Below are 14406 nucleotides of genomic sequence, written 5' to 3' on the forward strand. Positions count from 1 at the left end.
TTTTAATTATTATACACATGTATATATATTTGTATATACAACTGTATTGTTTCTAATCATTTCACAAGCTTGACTGGCTCGGTTATAATAAAATGATTCATGCATGAACCTATTGATGAACGAGCCTTCAATGAAAATAAGCAGTGACGCATCTTTATTACAATCGAAAAGCATTGATGAGCCGATTATCGTACGGAGTGTCGGTCGCAAGGCCACCATTACCAAGGAAGAACTGTTTCAGGCTGCGTTGAATCTGATTGGGCCACAAAAAAGTATTTCCTCTTTAAGTCTGCGTGAAGTCGCGCGTGAAGCCGGTATTGCACCGAACAGCTTCTATCGTCATTTTAAAGACATTGATGAACTGGCCATTGAGCTGATTGATCGTGCCGGGATTGTATTGCGTCAGATTTTGCATGAAGCACGTCTGCAAGCTTCTCGCCAGAACAGCATTATCCGCAGTTCTGTAGAAGTCTTTATTGCCCAGCTGGATGCCGATGAAGGCAATCTGAGCCTGTTATTACGTGAAGGCTATACTGGCTCCAAGTCTTATAAACAGGCGGTAGAACGCCAGTTAAATTATTTTCAGCAAGAACTTCAGGATGATTTGATTCGTCTAGAACGCCTAAACAACAAGAAGTTATTTCATCCGGATATTGCCGCCAAAGCCATTACCCAACTGGTCTTCAACATGGGCGCCAATGTGATTGATATGCCTGCCGAAGACCGCAAAGAAATTGCCGAACAGACCATGATCATGATCCGGATGATTCTGGAAGGTGCACGTCATCTGGAAGATTCTCAGCTACGTTAATTTTCCGATTTGCATGAAGTAGTATAAAAAGAGACGCAATCAACGTCTCTTTTTTTATGATAATTACAAAAGTACAAGTTGGGCTTTGACCGCCTTTGCAGTGGCCTCCGGATACTCAAGCGGGAACATATGCCCGCCCTCAACCACAGAATAATTAATCCGATAAATCTTCTGCATACCTTGTGGCAAACCCTGCTGATAAAACTGGCTCTGCTCAGCAGTCATCAGATGAATTGGCACTTCAGGCGGTCGGCGTGGTGTTCTCCACCACCAAGCTGGCACAGTCCGGAAGATTTCCGCTTCTACCTGTTTAGGAATGGTTAACGTCACCCCACCGCGTTCAGGTTCTAGCCGAATACCGCTCTCAATATAATCAGCAAAACATTGCTCATCGAAATTTTTAAATAGACGGTTAGATCGCAAAGCTTCAATCGCGACCTGTTTCGATGACCAATGATCTTTGCGTTTTAGCGTAATTCCTGCGGGTGTATAACGATCGACACTTTTTAGATTCAGCTTTTTGATCAGTTCAAACATGGCGCTGTTTTTTCCAATCACAAATGGTGGATCCATAATGATCAGCTTGGAAAACAGTTCGGGACGTCGATACGCCGCCATCAGGGTCACCAGACCACCAAAAGAATGTCCTAAGCCAATCACTTGCTGCTGAGGAAACTGCTGCTCGATATCTGCAATGACTTCATCGACCAGATAACGCCAGTCTCGCGTAATTGGATATTGTGGGTTCATGCCGATAAAGGGAATCGCTTTGACCTCATAGTCTTGCTGAAAACAGTCCAGAAACTTCCGATAAGTTGCCGAAGGGATACCATTGGCATGGGTAAAATGTAAGGCTTGCTTCATTATTTTTAAACGCAGTGCGTATTCATCCTGAAATCGTAGAATGAGCTTACCGCTTTAAAGATTTATTCGGCAGCGCAAAAATGCTCAAAGCATGACCTCAAAGTCATTTCTCTGTATTCCTTCAGAATTTAAAGTCTATTTCTGCGATACAGTCAAATGTTGCATCGGTAAAAAAGTCGCACCGCAACTGGCCTTATCCCCCGCAATGACTACCGCTTTTCCTTTGACTGTAATTGATAAGTCGCTAGCAATTGCGGTGACCATGGTCTGGCATTTGGGACAATAATGCTTCATGCCATTTAAATGTACGGCGATACTATTGATCAAAAAAGAGGGTTCACATTCAGTCACCATGCCGCCATGACTGGTCTTTGTGCCAAGGGTAATCAATGCTTTTGACATGATTTTTCATTCTTATTATTCAGTAGGCTGATTTTAAACAGGAGTAAAATAACAGGCCAGCATTCTCCGACCAAAAAAATAATAAACCCGGATTTTGCCCATAAAAAAAGCAGCCCGAAAGCTGCATTTTTTAATGATTTAAAGCTTAAGGCTTAACGACAACCATCACCTGAATCGCTTCCGGTGTTACCGATAGACCATCCAGTAAGCTTAAACCTTCTTTCTGCAATTTCTGTAAACGTGCAATTTCATCTTCACGGATACTTGGGTTGAACTGTTTCAGATAGGTCAGGCGATCAATTTCATATTGCCATTTATTGCCATAGACTTCTTTGGCTTGCTGCTTGAAGCCCGGCAAAGCACTGCGTGCCAGTTCAAGTGCCTGCTGATAACGCGCTTCAATCACATCACGACGTGCTTTCACCACCTGACGACAGCTATTGCCATCCAAATGATGCAGGTACGGTTTCAGGATTTCTGGTGCAATCTTTTGTGATAGATCCTGACCTTTTTCACTAAGCAAGACACGGATCAACTGTTGCGGCAAGCTAGACGGCAAGTTCAATGCTTTCGGAGCCACCACATCGACCTTGAACCATACTTCAAGTAATACCGAACCCTGTGGCAGTGCTGCAGATTTTAGTACCGCAACGTTAGTGCTACCAAAGCCTTGCGTATTGATCATTTCCATCACACTTTCAGTGAATGGATGTTCCAGTGTCAGGTATTGCGCATCTTCGCGGATTTGTGCCTGATCACGATAGAAAGTCGCTGTAATCCCTTCTTCATCCAGCGTCAAACCTTGAACCTGCATTTGATCGGTTGGCTTGATGATCACGGTACCGTTACTTTGCTCGTCAAAGTCGATATTCGTAGACGCCATAAAGCGCTTCATGAAAATCGGCAAAGTGGTATTGTCATCATAGTCTTCAAGCGCGTTGACAATTTCCTGTGCCACCACCGGACGGCAAGAGTTGTACTCAAGCAAACGGTCTCGACCTTCCTGCAATTCAGCTTCCAGCGCTTCACGTTGCACGCTGACTTCTTCCAGCAGGTCTTCAAACTCTTGACCTTTGTCTGCCAATAGACAGTCTTTCAAGCGAACAATAAAGTTTTCTTGCAAGGTTTGTGCAGTTGGAGAAATATTGCTGAAGATATTCAGCGCTTCGTTATACCAGCGGAACATACGTTCTTGTGCAGTTCCCACCAGATAAGGCACATGAATCTGAATACGGTTTTCCTGACCGATACGATCCAGACGACCAATACGTTGTTCCAGCACATCCGGGTTCGCAGGTAAATCGAACAGAATCAGGTCAGAGGCAAACTGGAAGTTACGACCTTCAGAACCGATTTCCGAACAAAGCAGAATCTGTGCGCCATACGAATCTTCAGCAAAATACGCCGCAGCCTGGTCACGCTCAAGTAAGCTCATGCCTTCATGGAACATCGCAGTACGGATACCGGCATGTAGACGCAGTACATTTTCCAGCGCTTCAACCACTGGCCCGCTACGCGCAATCAGTAAGACTTTCTTGTGTTTTAAATCGGTACGCAAACGCTCCATCAGCCACATCACGCGTGGATCGGCTTCCATCCACGAGCCGTCTAGCTGAGCTTCTTCAGGCCACATTTGCTCACGTAATTTGCCGTCTTTAGACCAGTGTTCTGGTGCCGGTAATGGTGCGGGCTGACAGTCACGTCCCGGGAAGCCCTGAATTGCTTCACGCGTATTGCGGAACAGAATACGGCCTGTACCATGACGGTCTAAAAGTTCGTGAATCGCACGGAAACGCTGTTCAGGATGATCTTCAATCGGATGTCCTAACAAGGCTTCAATCGCAGTGAAATGCTCAGCTTCTAGCGGCAGATCTGACATCAGCACTTCTGCAATTTTAGCCGTATGCTGATATTGCGCTTCTTCATCGAGGAAACGATCCAGCGAGTTAAAACGTTGCGGATCAAGCAAACGTAGGCGTGCAAAGTGACTTTCCACACCGAGCTGTTCAGGTGTCGCCGTCAATAACAACACGCCCGGCGTATGTTCAGCCAGTTCTTCGACCAGATCATAACGGTCATTACCGCCATCTTCTTCACTCCACATCAAATGATGTGCTTCATCGACCACCAGCAAGTCGAAACCGGCTTCTAGTGCCTGTTCACGCAAATCTTCATGGTCGACCATCAAATCGACAGAGGCAATAATTTTTTGTTCGGTCAGGAATGGGTTTTGTTCAGGATCATGTTCTTTGATCGATGCAGTACGGGTCAAGTCAAACAGCGAGAACTCAAGATTGAAACGACGGCGCATCTCAATCATCCACTGATATTGCAGCGAATCCGGTACTAAAATCAGAATACGTTCAGAACGGCCGGTTTTCAGCTGTTGATGGATAATCAGACCAGCTTCGATGGTTTTGCCCAGACCTACTTCATCCGCCAGTAACACACGCGGTGCAAAACGCTGACCGACTTCATGAGCAATATACAATTGATGTGGAATCAGGCCTACACGTGAACCCACCAGGCCACGCAGTGGACTGCTTTGCATATTGGCCTGCATCAGCAGCGCTTCAATACGCAGGTCATACCATTCTTTATAATCAACCTGACTGGCCAATAAACGGTCTAAAGGCTTAGACAATTGGATGGTTGCACCAATACGGGTTTCATTCAGCGATTTACGTTCTTCAGTTCCATCTTCCAAGGTACGAACGACGTGATAACGTACCACGCCATTGCGGTCTTCAACGGATTCTACAATCCACTTGGTCCCTTCCTGATCCTGTAATTCATCTTTCACATTAAATACGATACGAGATAAGGGTGCATTGCTGCGTGCATAGACGCGGGTTTCATCGCTTTTCGGGAATAAAATGCTGACCGACCGCTCATCAACATCAATAAGAACGCCTAAACCGAGTTCTGTTTCAGTATCTGATAACCAACGTTGACCAATAGCAAATTGCTGCAATTTTTCCACCTTTATCTTAAGTACAAGATTATGAATATTAGGCTCAATCACGAAACGTCATTGGAGCAAAATTCCACACCTTCAAGCAATGTATTTTGACATAAAGCCCACTAAAAAGTGAGCATAATTCACGCCGATTAAAGAAGTATTTCCTAGAACGGCGCCGGACAATAAAATTCGACTAACTGCTCTGTTTGAGGATGATAAAAACTCAAACGTTCCGCGTGTAAACATAAACGCGAGCTGAGCTGTTGCTGTTCGGATGTCGCATATAAGGTATCGCCAATAATCGGATGTCCGAGATATTGCATATGCACCCGCAACTGATGTGAACGGCCGGTAATTGGGATCAGTTTCACCCGGGTCACAGGCTGTCCCTGAATATTAAAATGTTCAATCGCCTGCCAATGCGTGATGGCCGGCTTATGATGTGTGGGATCTGCGATATGTAAAGGCGGACGGCTTGGATCATACACCACTGGCACTTCAATAGTGCCTTCACCTTCGAGTGTACCGGCAACCACAGCCTGATAGGTTTTATCGGTCTGGCGTTCCTGAAACTGGCGGGAAATGGTTTTTTGTCCCCATTTAGTCAGACCAAAGGCCAAAATGCCGGAAGTATCGCGATCCAGTCGATGAATCAGTAAAGTTTTGGGTTCGAGTTTGATCAGACGGTTGATCAGGCAATCTTGTAAGTCTTCTGTTTTACCGGGAACTGTGAGTAAACCTGCAGGTTTGTGGATGACCATGAAATCGTCATCACGATGTATCAGATGTTCGGTTAGAAAATTACTCAAAGTTCAATCCCAGGCTGATCGCGAAAAACAAGGCGGCAATGATAGAAAGCTTAGCCAAGAATTACAATGCGCATTTATGTAAATGACGATGAAATTTCCGATTTAGCGCATAAAAATGCTCAATCGCAGCGCATCAACCTGAGGATTGTAAAATGAAGCCTGCCAATTCATGCAAAGACGGATGCTGTAGCACATCTTCATAAACTACATTCGCGCCATGCGCACGCCATATACCGACCAGACTCACCATCGCTACCGAATCCAGACCATAATTTTTTAAATCGACATAGGGATCAATTTCCAGAGCATCCATATCCAGCTGTTCTGCGACAGCCAACATAATGCCTTTGGTGGACAATACATATTCTGACGGCGCGCTTAAATCCCATAAGCGAGTCAGGCTATAGGTATTTAAGTGATGTATCCCCTGTGCCGAAATATTTTCAATCCATTGAATATGCTGATCTTGATTCACCAATAAAATGGCGTCATCGACCACACCGATTTGATCCGTCACACTCATCAGATGCGGCAAAATCTGTTTCAGCATTGGCGTGACCTGACCGGCAAAAATGAGTTGCGGATGCGTTGAGGCATATTCTCCCAATTGCTGCATGCCTTGCATCAAGTCATCGCCATATAGATCAACAATGGGAATATCCAGTGCTTTGGCTTTATTGGTTACTTGGATCAAATTTGCCATCAGTGAACTGTCTTGTATCCCCTGCTGCATACGCAAGTTTTGCAATCCGACTAAAACCAAAACGGATTTAGAGGATGACAATTGCCATTTGGCTTGAGATAGGGCAAGTTGGATTTTTTTGGGCATGGGGTAAAGCATGGGAGAGGATTTTTCTAATCTATGCGAATATCTACCTATGCTAGCGTAGATCTAGAAAAATGGTAAGTTCTAACCTCTACACTGATCCTAGACAAAATAATGGACAACCAGCCCCTCTAAACTTTTAATAATATCTTCAAACAACTTGGATGGACGGCGACTCATTGCAGAACATTTGGCTTTTTCGACGGCCAGATTTGCAGTCATCGGTGCTGCACCATCCATACGCTTCATCGCAAGCAAATGACCCGTTTCATCCACCACAGCAATACTGACATTAAAACTGTTCTGAATGGCATATTGATGGGCTTGATCTAATAAAAATTCCGCATCGCTTAAAGTCAAATAATGTTTGGTTTTCATTGATCTATCTCATCCTTTAATTTATCAATTTCAAATCTTATGATGTCTAATCCAAAGAATGAAATAAGCCCGATCACTCGGGCTTATATTCCCTCTCCTTTTAGGAGAGGGTCAGGGAGAGGTCGAATTATCCTTTCATCTCAGCAAAAGTTTCTTTAGCCGCTCGAATCGTGTAAGCAATATCTTCATCACTATGCGCAGCTGAAATAAAGCCGGCTTCAAAAGCAGATGGTGCAAGGTTTACGCCACGATTTAACATGCCATGGAAGAATTTACGGAACGCATCGACATCACATTTCAGCATAGAGTCAAAACTGGTGATATCTTCCTGATCGGTAAAGTAAAGACCAAACATACCACCGACTTGTTGCGTCTTAAACGGAATACCGGCTTCATCCGCAGCAGCTTGCAAGCCAACCAGCAGTTTCTCAAGTTGCGCAGACAATTTCTCATAGAAACCTTCAGCACGTAGATGTTTAAACATCTCAATTCCGGCACGCATTGCCAGCGGATTACCTGACAATGTACCTGCTTGGTATACCTTACCCAATGGTGCAATACATTCCATCACTTCACGTTTCCCACCGAATGCACCCACTGGCAGGCCTGCACCGATGATTTTACCCAATGTGGTTAAATCCGGAGTTACGCCGTAATGTGCTTGCGCGCCACCCAGTCCAACACGAAAACCTGTCATCACTTCATCAATAATAAACACTGAACCATGCTCATCACAAACATCACGAATCGCTTGCAGGAAACCGTCAATTGGTTTCACCAAGTTCATGTTGCCTGCGACTGGCTCAACAATCACGCCGGCAATTTCTGAACCGAATTTGGCAAAGCATTCTTTTAAAGTCGCGATGTCGTTATATGGAAGTGTCAGCGTATGTTTAGCAAAATCTGCTGGCACGCCTGCAGACGTCGCTTCCCCTTCTCCACTGGTCAATAAACCTGAACCGGCTTTTACCAATAATGAATCTGAGTGACCATGATAACAGCCTTCAAATTTTACAATCTTGTCACGGCCAGTATAACCACGTGCTAAACGAATCGCGGTCATGGTCGCTTCTGTACCCGAGTTGGTCATACGCACTAGTTCAATCGATGGCATGATCTCGCAAATAATATCTGCAAGCGTGGTTTCATGAACTGTGGGCGCACCAAAACTCAAACCATCGACCGCAGCATCCTGAACGGCTTTAATAATCGCCGGATGTGCATGGCCCAGAATCATCGGCCCCCATGAACCTACATAGTCCACATAACGCTTACCATCGACATCATACAGATACGCACCTTGGGCTTTTTCGATAAAGACCGGCGTCCCACCGACACCATTAAATGCGCGTACAGGTGAATTAACGCCACCCGGAATATGTTTATTAGCTTGTTTGAACAATTGTTCTTGCTTTGGAGATAAGCTCATGAAGGCACTCGACTCAAAATTAAATCAATCAAAAAATTTTATGCTGTAGCTTGAAAAAGCGCAGACCATTCATCTAAACGTTCAGGAATGGCATTCATAGGGAGTCCCAATATATCACTAATCACCGCGCAATAATCCGCACCTGACTCAATGACATCCTTGGAATTTTCAACCGTTAAACCACCAATGGCACATAAAGGTACATTCAATTTCTCTTTGGCCAGTTTTAAGGTTTCAAGACCAATATTACCCGCTTCAGGTTTACTATCAGTAGCATAAATTGCTCCAAATGCCACATAATTCGCACCATCGGCAATGGCCTGTTCAGCCAGCTCAAGTGAGTTATTACAGCTACGGCCAATCAACACGCCTTTAGGCAAACGCGCAACAGCGTCGACAATCGAACCATCATCCTGGCCTAAATGCACACCCACGCTGTATTTAACCGCCATTTCCAGATCATCATTAATCACGAAAGGTACAGCATATTCAGCACACATGGCTTTCATATACTCGATTTCGTAAATTTGATCTTCTTTCGCCACTTTTTTACGGCGATATTGCAAGACCGCAACACCACCATTGGCCATTGCACCTTCCAACTTCGCCAATAAAAGCTCTAATGGATCATCATTGGTAATTAAATATAAACCGCGCATCTTGCTCGCCACTTGCTAGGATGGCTCTATTATAGGCATAACTCGGTTTAATTGCCGCAGTCCTGCTGTTTCTGAGACCAAGCAGCAACAGATTTGCAGGTTTTTAGCGCAATTTATCAATTAAATCTTAAATATCACCATTTTCAGGGATATACGGGCTTTCAAATCTGCGTTTTAATTGCCTTATAACAATAATTATAACGTGTTAATGCTTACGCCCTCCGACAAACGCTTTTAGGATTTTGCAGATAACTTGGTGGAGAAGTTGCAAAATTCTAAGAGCGATTTTTTTTGTCTTTTTTTCGCCTGGCTCAAGCGTACTCAAATTAATTAATATTAAAAATACCCATTTTCAGGGATAGCCCAATCGGCACGAAGCGTCTTAAATAGCCTTAGACACAGAAAATAAACAGAAAAATAAATACCTGTGTTGGTAATACCCGATCCTTTCTGGTTTTGAGTCATTCGTTTGTGGGGAGACGTTTCAAAGCCAGAAAGGATCTTTTACTTTCAGCACAAATCCACATGAATTCTTCTATGAATATTTACACAATAGCATGAGCAAAATCTTGAACATTTATTGGTAGCAAACAGGCATAAAAAAAGCCCGGAGAAGGTCGCTCCAGGCTTGGAAAACTGATGTATTAATTAAAATATAATGGTTGATCAAAAAACCTAATCTGCAATACCATAATTATTAGAATAATAATTCTAGACTTGCAAGGCTTTTATCGCAATTTCATGCTTTAAGTGGGCACATTCCGATAAAAGTCATTCTGGCTTAACTGGAAATTTTATCGTATTTAAGGTCGATCAGACTGATATTACCACGCAGGACATCGGCAAACATGCGCCAGTCCGAGATAAAGCTATATACAGGCTGTTTGAAGCTGGCTGGTTTATTGCGCTCAAAGATAAAATGACCGACCCAGGCACAGGCATAGCCCGAGAGTAAACCATATGCAAAATATCGCGGCTTGCCTTGACGAATGGCTTTGGCAAAACAGTATAAACCGATGCTACTGCCGGCCACGTGCAGACGGCGGCTAATAATATGCCGATGCTCAGTCAAATAGAAGCGATAAAATTCATGATAGTTCTTAATCGGCATCTGGGGCTGAACCATCACCTCATTCTTACTTTCTGGTTGTACTTGTACATTCATCTGTCATCATCCTGACGTTTTTTGTTTTACCTTAGCGTATATTTTAGCCAAATAACAGCCTTTTGATGCGCGCTTCAATGCATCTTGCACATCCCCGTGAAGGCCTGAATCCGATCGTTTTATCCTAAAATGAACCGATGAAATCTAAGTTTCAAACTTCTGTTTAAGCTTTTTATGCTCAGTCAAGTCTTACATGCATTTTGATTTTGGTTACAATCTGCTGCGCACAAATCTAAAAATATAATTGCGGCTGCTGTCCGCCTCATTTTAAAACCTTATTCAAGTGAAGATTCAGTACTTAATTGCACTGAACAGATAGGATGATCATCATGGTTGAAGTTGAACTCAAGTTCCAAATTCCTGTGGCACGACGCACTGCGCTGCTCAAGGCACTTGATCCGAAAAAGTCTCAACAGATCCAGCTTCAAGCCAAATATTATGATACTACCGACCGTCAACTGGCCCGGCATGAGGTGGCACTGCGTCAGCGTCTGGAAGGTACACGTTGGGTGCAAACACTAAAAGCGGCCGGAAAAAGCCATATCGAACGCTTTGAACATAATCATGATCTAGGGAAATTAACCGCATCTCCTGAACTGGATTTAGATATTTATAAAAAATTTCCAGAAGCCGGGGCAATTCTCAGCAATGCGCTCGGCAATCAGTTCGACCAGCTCCAACTCCAGTTTGAAACCGATATTTCCCGTACGTTAAGGGTGATTGACTATGAAGATACCCAGATCGAAGTCAGCCTGGATATTGGGCATATCCGCACACATGATGCCGAGCAAGAAGTACATGAAGTCGAGTTCGAGCTTAAAAATGGTTCAATTCAACATCTACTGGCGTTTAGTTTTGAATGGGTCAAGAAATACCAGCTCTGGCTCGATGTACGCAGCAAGGCTGAAATAGGCAATCTATTGGCCACTTCACAGCGCGTCAGTCCTGCGACCCTTAGCAAAGAATTTCAGATCAGCAAAAAAGACAGCGCCAGTAAAACCATGTACAGTCTGATTGCACAGCAGATGCAGCATTTATTGCCGAATATCGCGGCGATTGCAGCTCAGGTTGCAGAGCAGGAACATATTGATCAGGCACGACTGGCACTGGATCACTTATATCTGACCTTGCTGCTCTTCAAAGACTGGCATCCACAGCTTTCGGACAAATGGGCACATCAACTGGCGGCCTTTAAGCAGCAATTTGAACATTTGCAACATTTACAACATATGCAAAACAGCTTGGCCGGCTTCCTGCAAAATCCCACCACGGCAGAAAACCTGAGCAAAGATATTCTGTATGCGCAGGAGAAACTCAGTAATCTGGTCAAATCTACCCAGAATGTGCATCATTATCTGGAATTACTGATGTTCAGTTTAAATGAAAATGAGCATGCCTCGCTGGACTTGAAAACTGCTGCTCAAACTACCTTGCAACAGCAATATAAAGCTTTGCAGGAACAAATGAACCAGACCGATATCACTGATTTTGAAAGTCTGGATCAATTGTCGGGCCGGATTCAGGAGCTCAAATTCAGCTTTCCGATTTTAACCACGATCTATGATGTCAAAAATTTGCAGAAATACAGCAAAGCGCTGAACGATGCTCAACTGGCAGCCAGTGAATATCAAACTTTGGCCTCTTCTGCAGTTTATATTCAGCAGACCGAGCTGGAAGCAAGTGACTGGTTTGTGCTGGGCTGGCTGACCGCCAAGCAGGAAGTCTATGCGCAGAAACTGCTTGAAGCGACCGAACAGTTCTTGGTCAGTCGTAAATTCCTGAAATAAACATATTGAAATAAAAATATTGAAATAAATATCACAAGAAAAACTCAAAGCACGCCTTCTCTGGCGTGCTTTTTTGTTGCAGAAGCACATCACACCCCTGCCGATCTTTGGGCTATATTAATCTATAAAACCAACATCGCGGAGGAATGACCCGATGGCAGAAATAGAACTCAAATTCCAGATTCCGCCACAGTCTCGTGTGCAATTTGAACAGGACATTCAGAAACTTCAGCCGACTCGGCATCGTCTGTGTGCACGCTATTTTGATACTGAAGCACAGCAATTACAACAACATCAGATTGCCCTGCGGCAACGTCTGGAAGACCAGCAATGGATTCAAACCCTGAAAGCAGCGACCGAACAACAATTTGAACGTTTTGAACTTGAGCATGAATTAAAAAGTCCTCCGGAACATTGTGATTTTCAGTTATATCGCAAACATAAACCGGCAAAAAAAATTCTGAAACAGGCGATCGGTGATCTGGAGACACCACTTATTCTGCAATTTGAAACAGATGTCGTACGGTATGTACTCACAGAAAGTCATCTGGACAGCCAGATTGAGATTGCTTTTGATGTTGGAGAAATTCGGCACAATGATCAAGCCATCGATATTTATGAGGTCGAATTTGAGCTTAAATCCGGCCAGCTGAGTGAATTGATTGATTTCATTCAGCCCTGGGTTCAGCGTTATGCTTTGTGGCTGGATACACGGAGCAAATCGGAACGCGGTTTTGCCTTATTACATGGTGAAGAGAGTCTACCGGTTCAGCATCAGCTTCCCTTAGTGCTTGAGCAGAAAGATCAGATCAGTACGATTTTGCAAAAGATTGTCGCCAACTGTCTGGCTCATCTTTTCCCAAATGCGACGGCGATTGCTGCCGAAAATTATAATAGTGATCATGTGCATCAGGCACGTGTTGCGATTCGACGTTTGCGCAGTGCTTTTAAAATTTCCCAGTCCGTGACTGAACATGTACAGCCAGAATGGCCGGAACAGCTGCGGGATATTTTTCAGCAACTGGGTTCCACCCGAGATCGCGATGCCCTGGCAGAAAGCCTGATTCCACAACTGGAAAAAGCAGGTTCACCCTTACTGAAATTACCACCACACCGACAAAAACAACCAGATATCAGTGCGCTGTTCAGAAGTCCTGCCACAGTAGAATTAATGCTGCAACTATTCAGCTTTAGCCAAGAAAATACAGAGGGTAAAGCCAAGTCTTCGCATAAAATTTTGTGTAAAGGCCTGAGCAAGCTGCATCAGCAAATCTGTCAGGATGCCGAGAACTATCAAGAACTGGATATTGAATCCCGGCATCGCACACGCAAACGGGTCAAACGCTTACGCTATAACGTAGAATTCTTGCAAAGCTTATTTCCTGAAAAAGAGGTTAAAGCCTATCTAAAAGCCTTAAAACCCTTGCAGGAAAGTCTCGGGCATTATAATGACCTATTTGTAGCAGACGAATTATTTAGACCTTATGTCAAACAACAGGCCAAGGCCTGGTTTGTGCTAGGCTGGATAAGTGCGGAACAGCAGCGTTTGTCGAACGAAGCAGCAGAGCGTTTACAGCAGTTTGCAGAAAATACCAAGCCCTTCTGGTAAGACCGGGCTTGGTCAAACTGTGCTAGCGATATTTGCCGAATACTTTCCAGGTATTATTGTCTGCCAGAGGATCGTTATAACTGTCGCTGCGTTGCTTGCGTGGCTTATCGCGTGCATCGACCAGTTCAAAATGTGGCTCAACACTCAGCACAATCCCATTCACATAAAAACGGGTGCGCGTATATTCGCTCTGGCCATGCTGAAATACATAAGTGCGTAAATCCACAAACTCACGATGTGCCACCAATGCTGCGGTGTCGTCACTGTCTAGCCACTGCCGCATGGCTGCAATCTGCTCGGGTTCGAACTGGCCGCATTTTTCGATCAGGCTGGCGACCCCACGAAAAGTTTTGGATTCCTTGGCGCGGGTTTTATTAATGCGAATCCGGTCAACATGAAAATAAAACAGCGGCAAGTTTAAATGACTCGGCAGATGGATCGCATCCAAGATTTCATCTTCCATAAAAGGCTGAAACAGATCCTGTGCCCTTTCAATCAGCCCGAGCCACTGGCTATAGTATTCATCTACCTGTGACTGGCTGCCATAATAAATCGGCAAGCCTTCAACATTGGCTAGATTTGCCGGTGGCCAAATATTCTGGCGCAATAAGGCAATATCACTTTTTAGGCTTTGTACTGCAATCGCATCCTGCATGGCATTCACTTTTATATGCTTAGGCTATTTTTTAGATTAAGGCAAAGGTT

Annotated in this window: 12 protein-coding genes and 1 pseudogene; 3 read left to right on the forward strand and 10 right to left on the reverse strand. The window is 44.2% G+C overall.

Annotation, left to right across the window (positions count from 1 at the left end):
- Nucleotides 1-130: 130 nt before the first annotated feature.
- Nucleotides 131-811 carry an HTH-type transcriptional repressor FabR gene (fabR, locus tag F894_RS05995; RefSeq protein WP_004729898.1) on the forward strand — a complete coding sequence of 227 codons (681 nt, stop codon included), beginning with the start codon at nucleotides 131-133 and terminating at the stop codon, nucleotides 809-811.
- 63 nt (nucleotides 812-874) lie between these two features.
- Here fabR and F894_RS06000 read toward each other — a convergent pair whose 3' ends face one another.
- The 9 genes and pseudogenes from F894_RS06000 to F894_RS06040 all read right to left on the reverse strand — a co-directional run bounded on the left by F894_RS06000 (nucleotide 875) and on the right by F894_RS06040 (nucleotide 10305).
- Nucleotides 875-1675, reverse strand: coding sequence for an alpha/beta fold hydrolase (locus F894_RS06000; protein ID WP_005246713.1), 801 nt, complete (start codon nucleotides 1673-1675; stop codon nucleotides 875-877).
- A gap of 135 nt (nucleotides 1676-1810) precedes the next feature.
- The gene (locus F894_RS06005; RefSeq protein WP_005246714.1) at nucleotides 1811-2077 is read right to left on the reverse strand and encodes a PAAR domain-containing protein; all 267 of its coding nucleotides are present in this window, start codon (nucleotides 2075-2077) and stop codon (nucleotides 1811-1813) included.
- A 145-nt stretch (nucleotides 2078-2222) separates the two neighbouring features.
- Nucleotides 2223-5060, reverse strand: a complete 2838-nt coding sequence (gene rapA, locus F894_RS06010) for an RNA polymerase-associated protein RapA (protein WP_034438179.1) — start codon at nucleotides 5058-5060, stop codon at nucleotides 2223-2225.
- 143 nt (nucleotides 5061-5203) lie between these two features.
- Nucleotides 5204-5848: an RluA family pseudouridine synthase gene (locus tag F894_RS06015; protein ID WP_034438183.1), complete on the reverse strand. Its 645-nt coding sequence runs from the start codon at nucleotides 5846-5848 to the stop codon at nucleotides 5204-5206.
- Nucleotides 5849-5981: 133 nt separating this feature from the next.
- Nucleotides 5982-6689, reverse strand: a complete 708-nt coding sequence (locus F894_RS06020) for a phosphopantetheine-binding protein (protein ID WP_034438185.1) — start codon at nucleotides 6687-6689, stop codon at nucleotides 5982-5984.
- A gap of 123 nt (nucleotides 6690-6812) precedes the next feature.
- Nucleotides 6813-7052, reverse strand: a pseudogene (locus tag F894_RS06025) (GlcG/HbpS family heme-binding protein); the annotation flags it as partial.
- Nucleotides 7053-7179: 127 nt separating this feature from the next.
- A complete protein-coding gene (hemL, locus tag F894_RS06030) occupies nucleotides 7180-8481 on the reverse strand; it encodes a glutamate-1-semialdehyde 2,1-aminomutase (protein WP_005246718.1) in 1302 nt (433 codons plus the stop codon).
- Nucleotides 8482-8519: 38 nt separating this feature from the next.
- Nucleotides 8520-9140 (reverse strand): thiamine phosphate synthase, encoded by a 621-nt coding sequence (gene thiE, locus F894_RS06035; RefSeq protein ID WP_005246719.1) that lies wholly within the window; start codon nucleotides 9138-9140, stop codon nucleotides 8520-8522.
- A gap of 781 nt (nucleotides 9141-9921) precedes the next feature.
- Nucleotides 9922-10305, reverse strand: a complete 384-nt coding sequence (locus tag F894_RS06040; protein ID WP_005104473.1) for an Mpo1-like protein — start codon at nucleotides 10303-10305, stop codon at nucleotides 9922-9924.
- A 329-nt stretch (nucleotides 10306-10634) separates the two neighbouring features.
- Here F894_RS06040 and F894_RS06045 point away from each other — a divergent pair, with 329 nt between their 5' ends.
- Both F894_RS06045 and F894_RS06050 read left to right on the forward strand, forming a co-directional pair.
- Nucleotides 10635-12092 (forward strand): CYTH domain-containing protein, encoded by a 1458-nt coding sequence (locus tag F894_RS06045; RefSeq protein WP_005246721.1) that lies wholly within the window; start codon nucleotides 10635-10637, stop codon nucleotides 12090-12092.
- A 154-nt stretch (nucleotides 12093-12246) separates the two neighbouring features.
- On the forward strand, nucleotides 12247-13701 hold the full coding sequence (locus tag F894_RS06050) for a CYTH and CHAD domain-containing protein (RefSeq protein WP_005246722.1): 1455 nt from the start codon (nucleotides 12247-12249) through the stop codon (nucleotides 13699-13701).
- A 22-nt stretch (nucleotides 13702-13723) separates the two neighbouring features.
- Here the strand turns inward: F894_RS06050 and F894_RS06055 are convergent, their stop codons facing one another.
- Nucleotides 13724-14356: a hypothetical protein gene (locus F894_RS06055; protein ID WP_004280010.1), complete on the reverse strand. Its 633-nt coding sequence runs from the start codon at nucleotides 14354-14356 to the stop codon at nucleotides 13724-13726.
- Between the last annotated feature and the right edge of the window lie 50 nt (nucleotides 14357-14406).

This window comes from Acinetobacter sp. CIP 51.11 (assembly GCF_000369665.1).
Taxonomy (GTDB): Bacteria; Pseudomonadota; Gammaproteobacteria; order Pseudomonadales; family Moraxellaceae; genus Acinetobacter; species Acinetobacter lwoffii_S.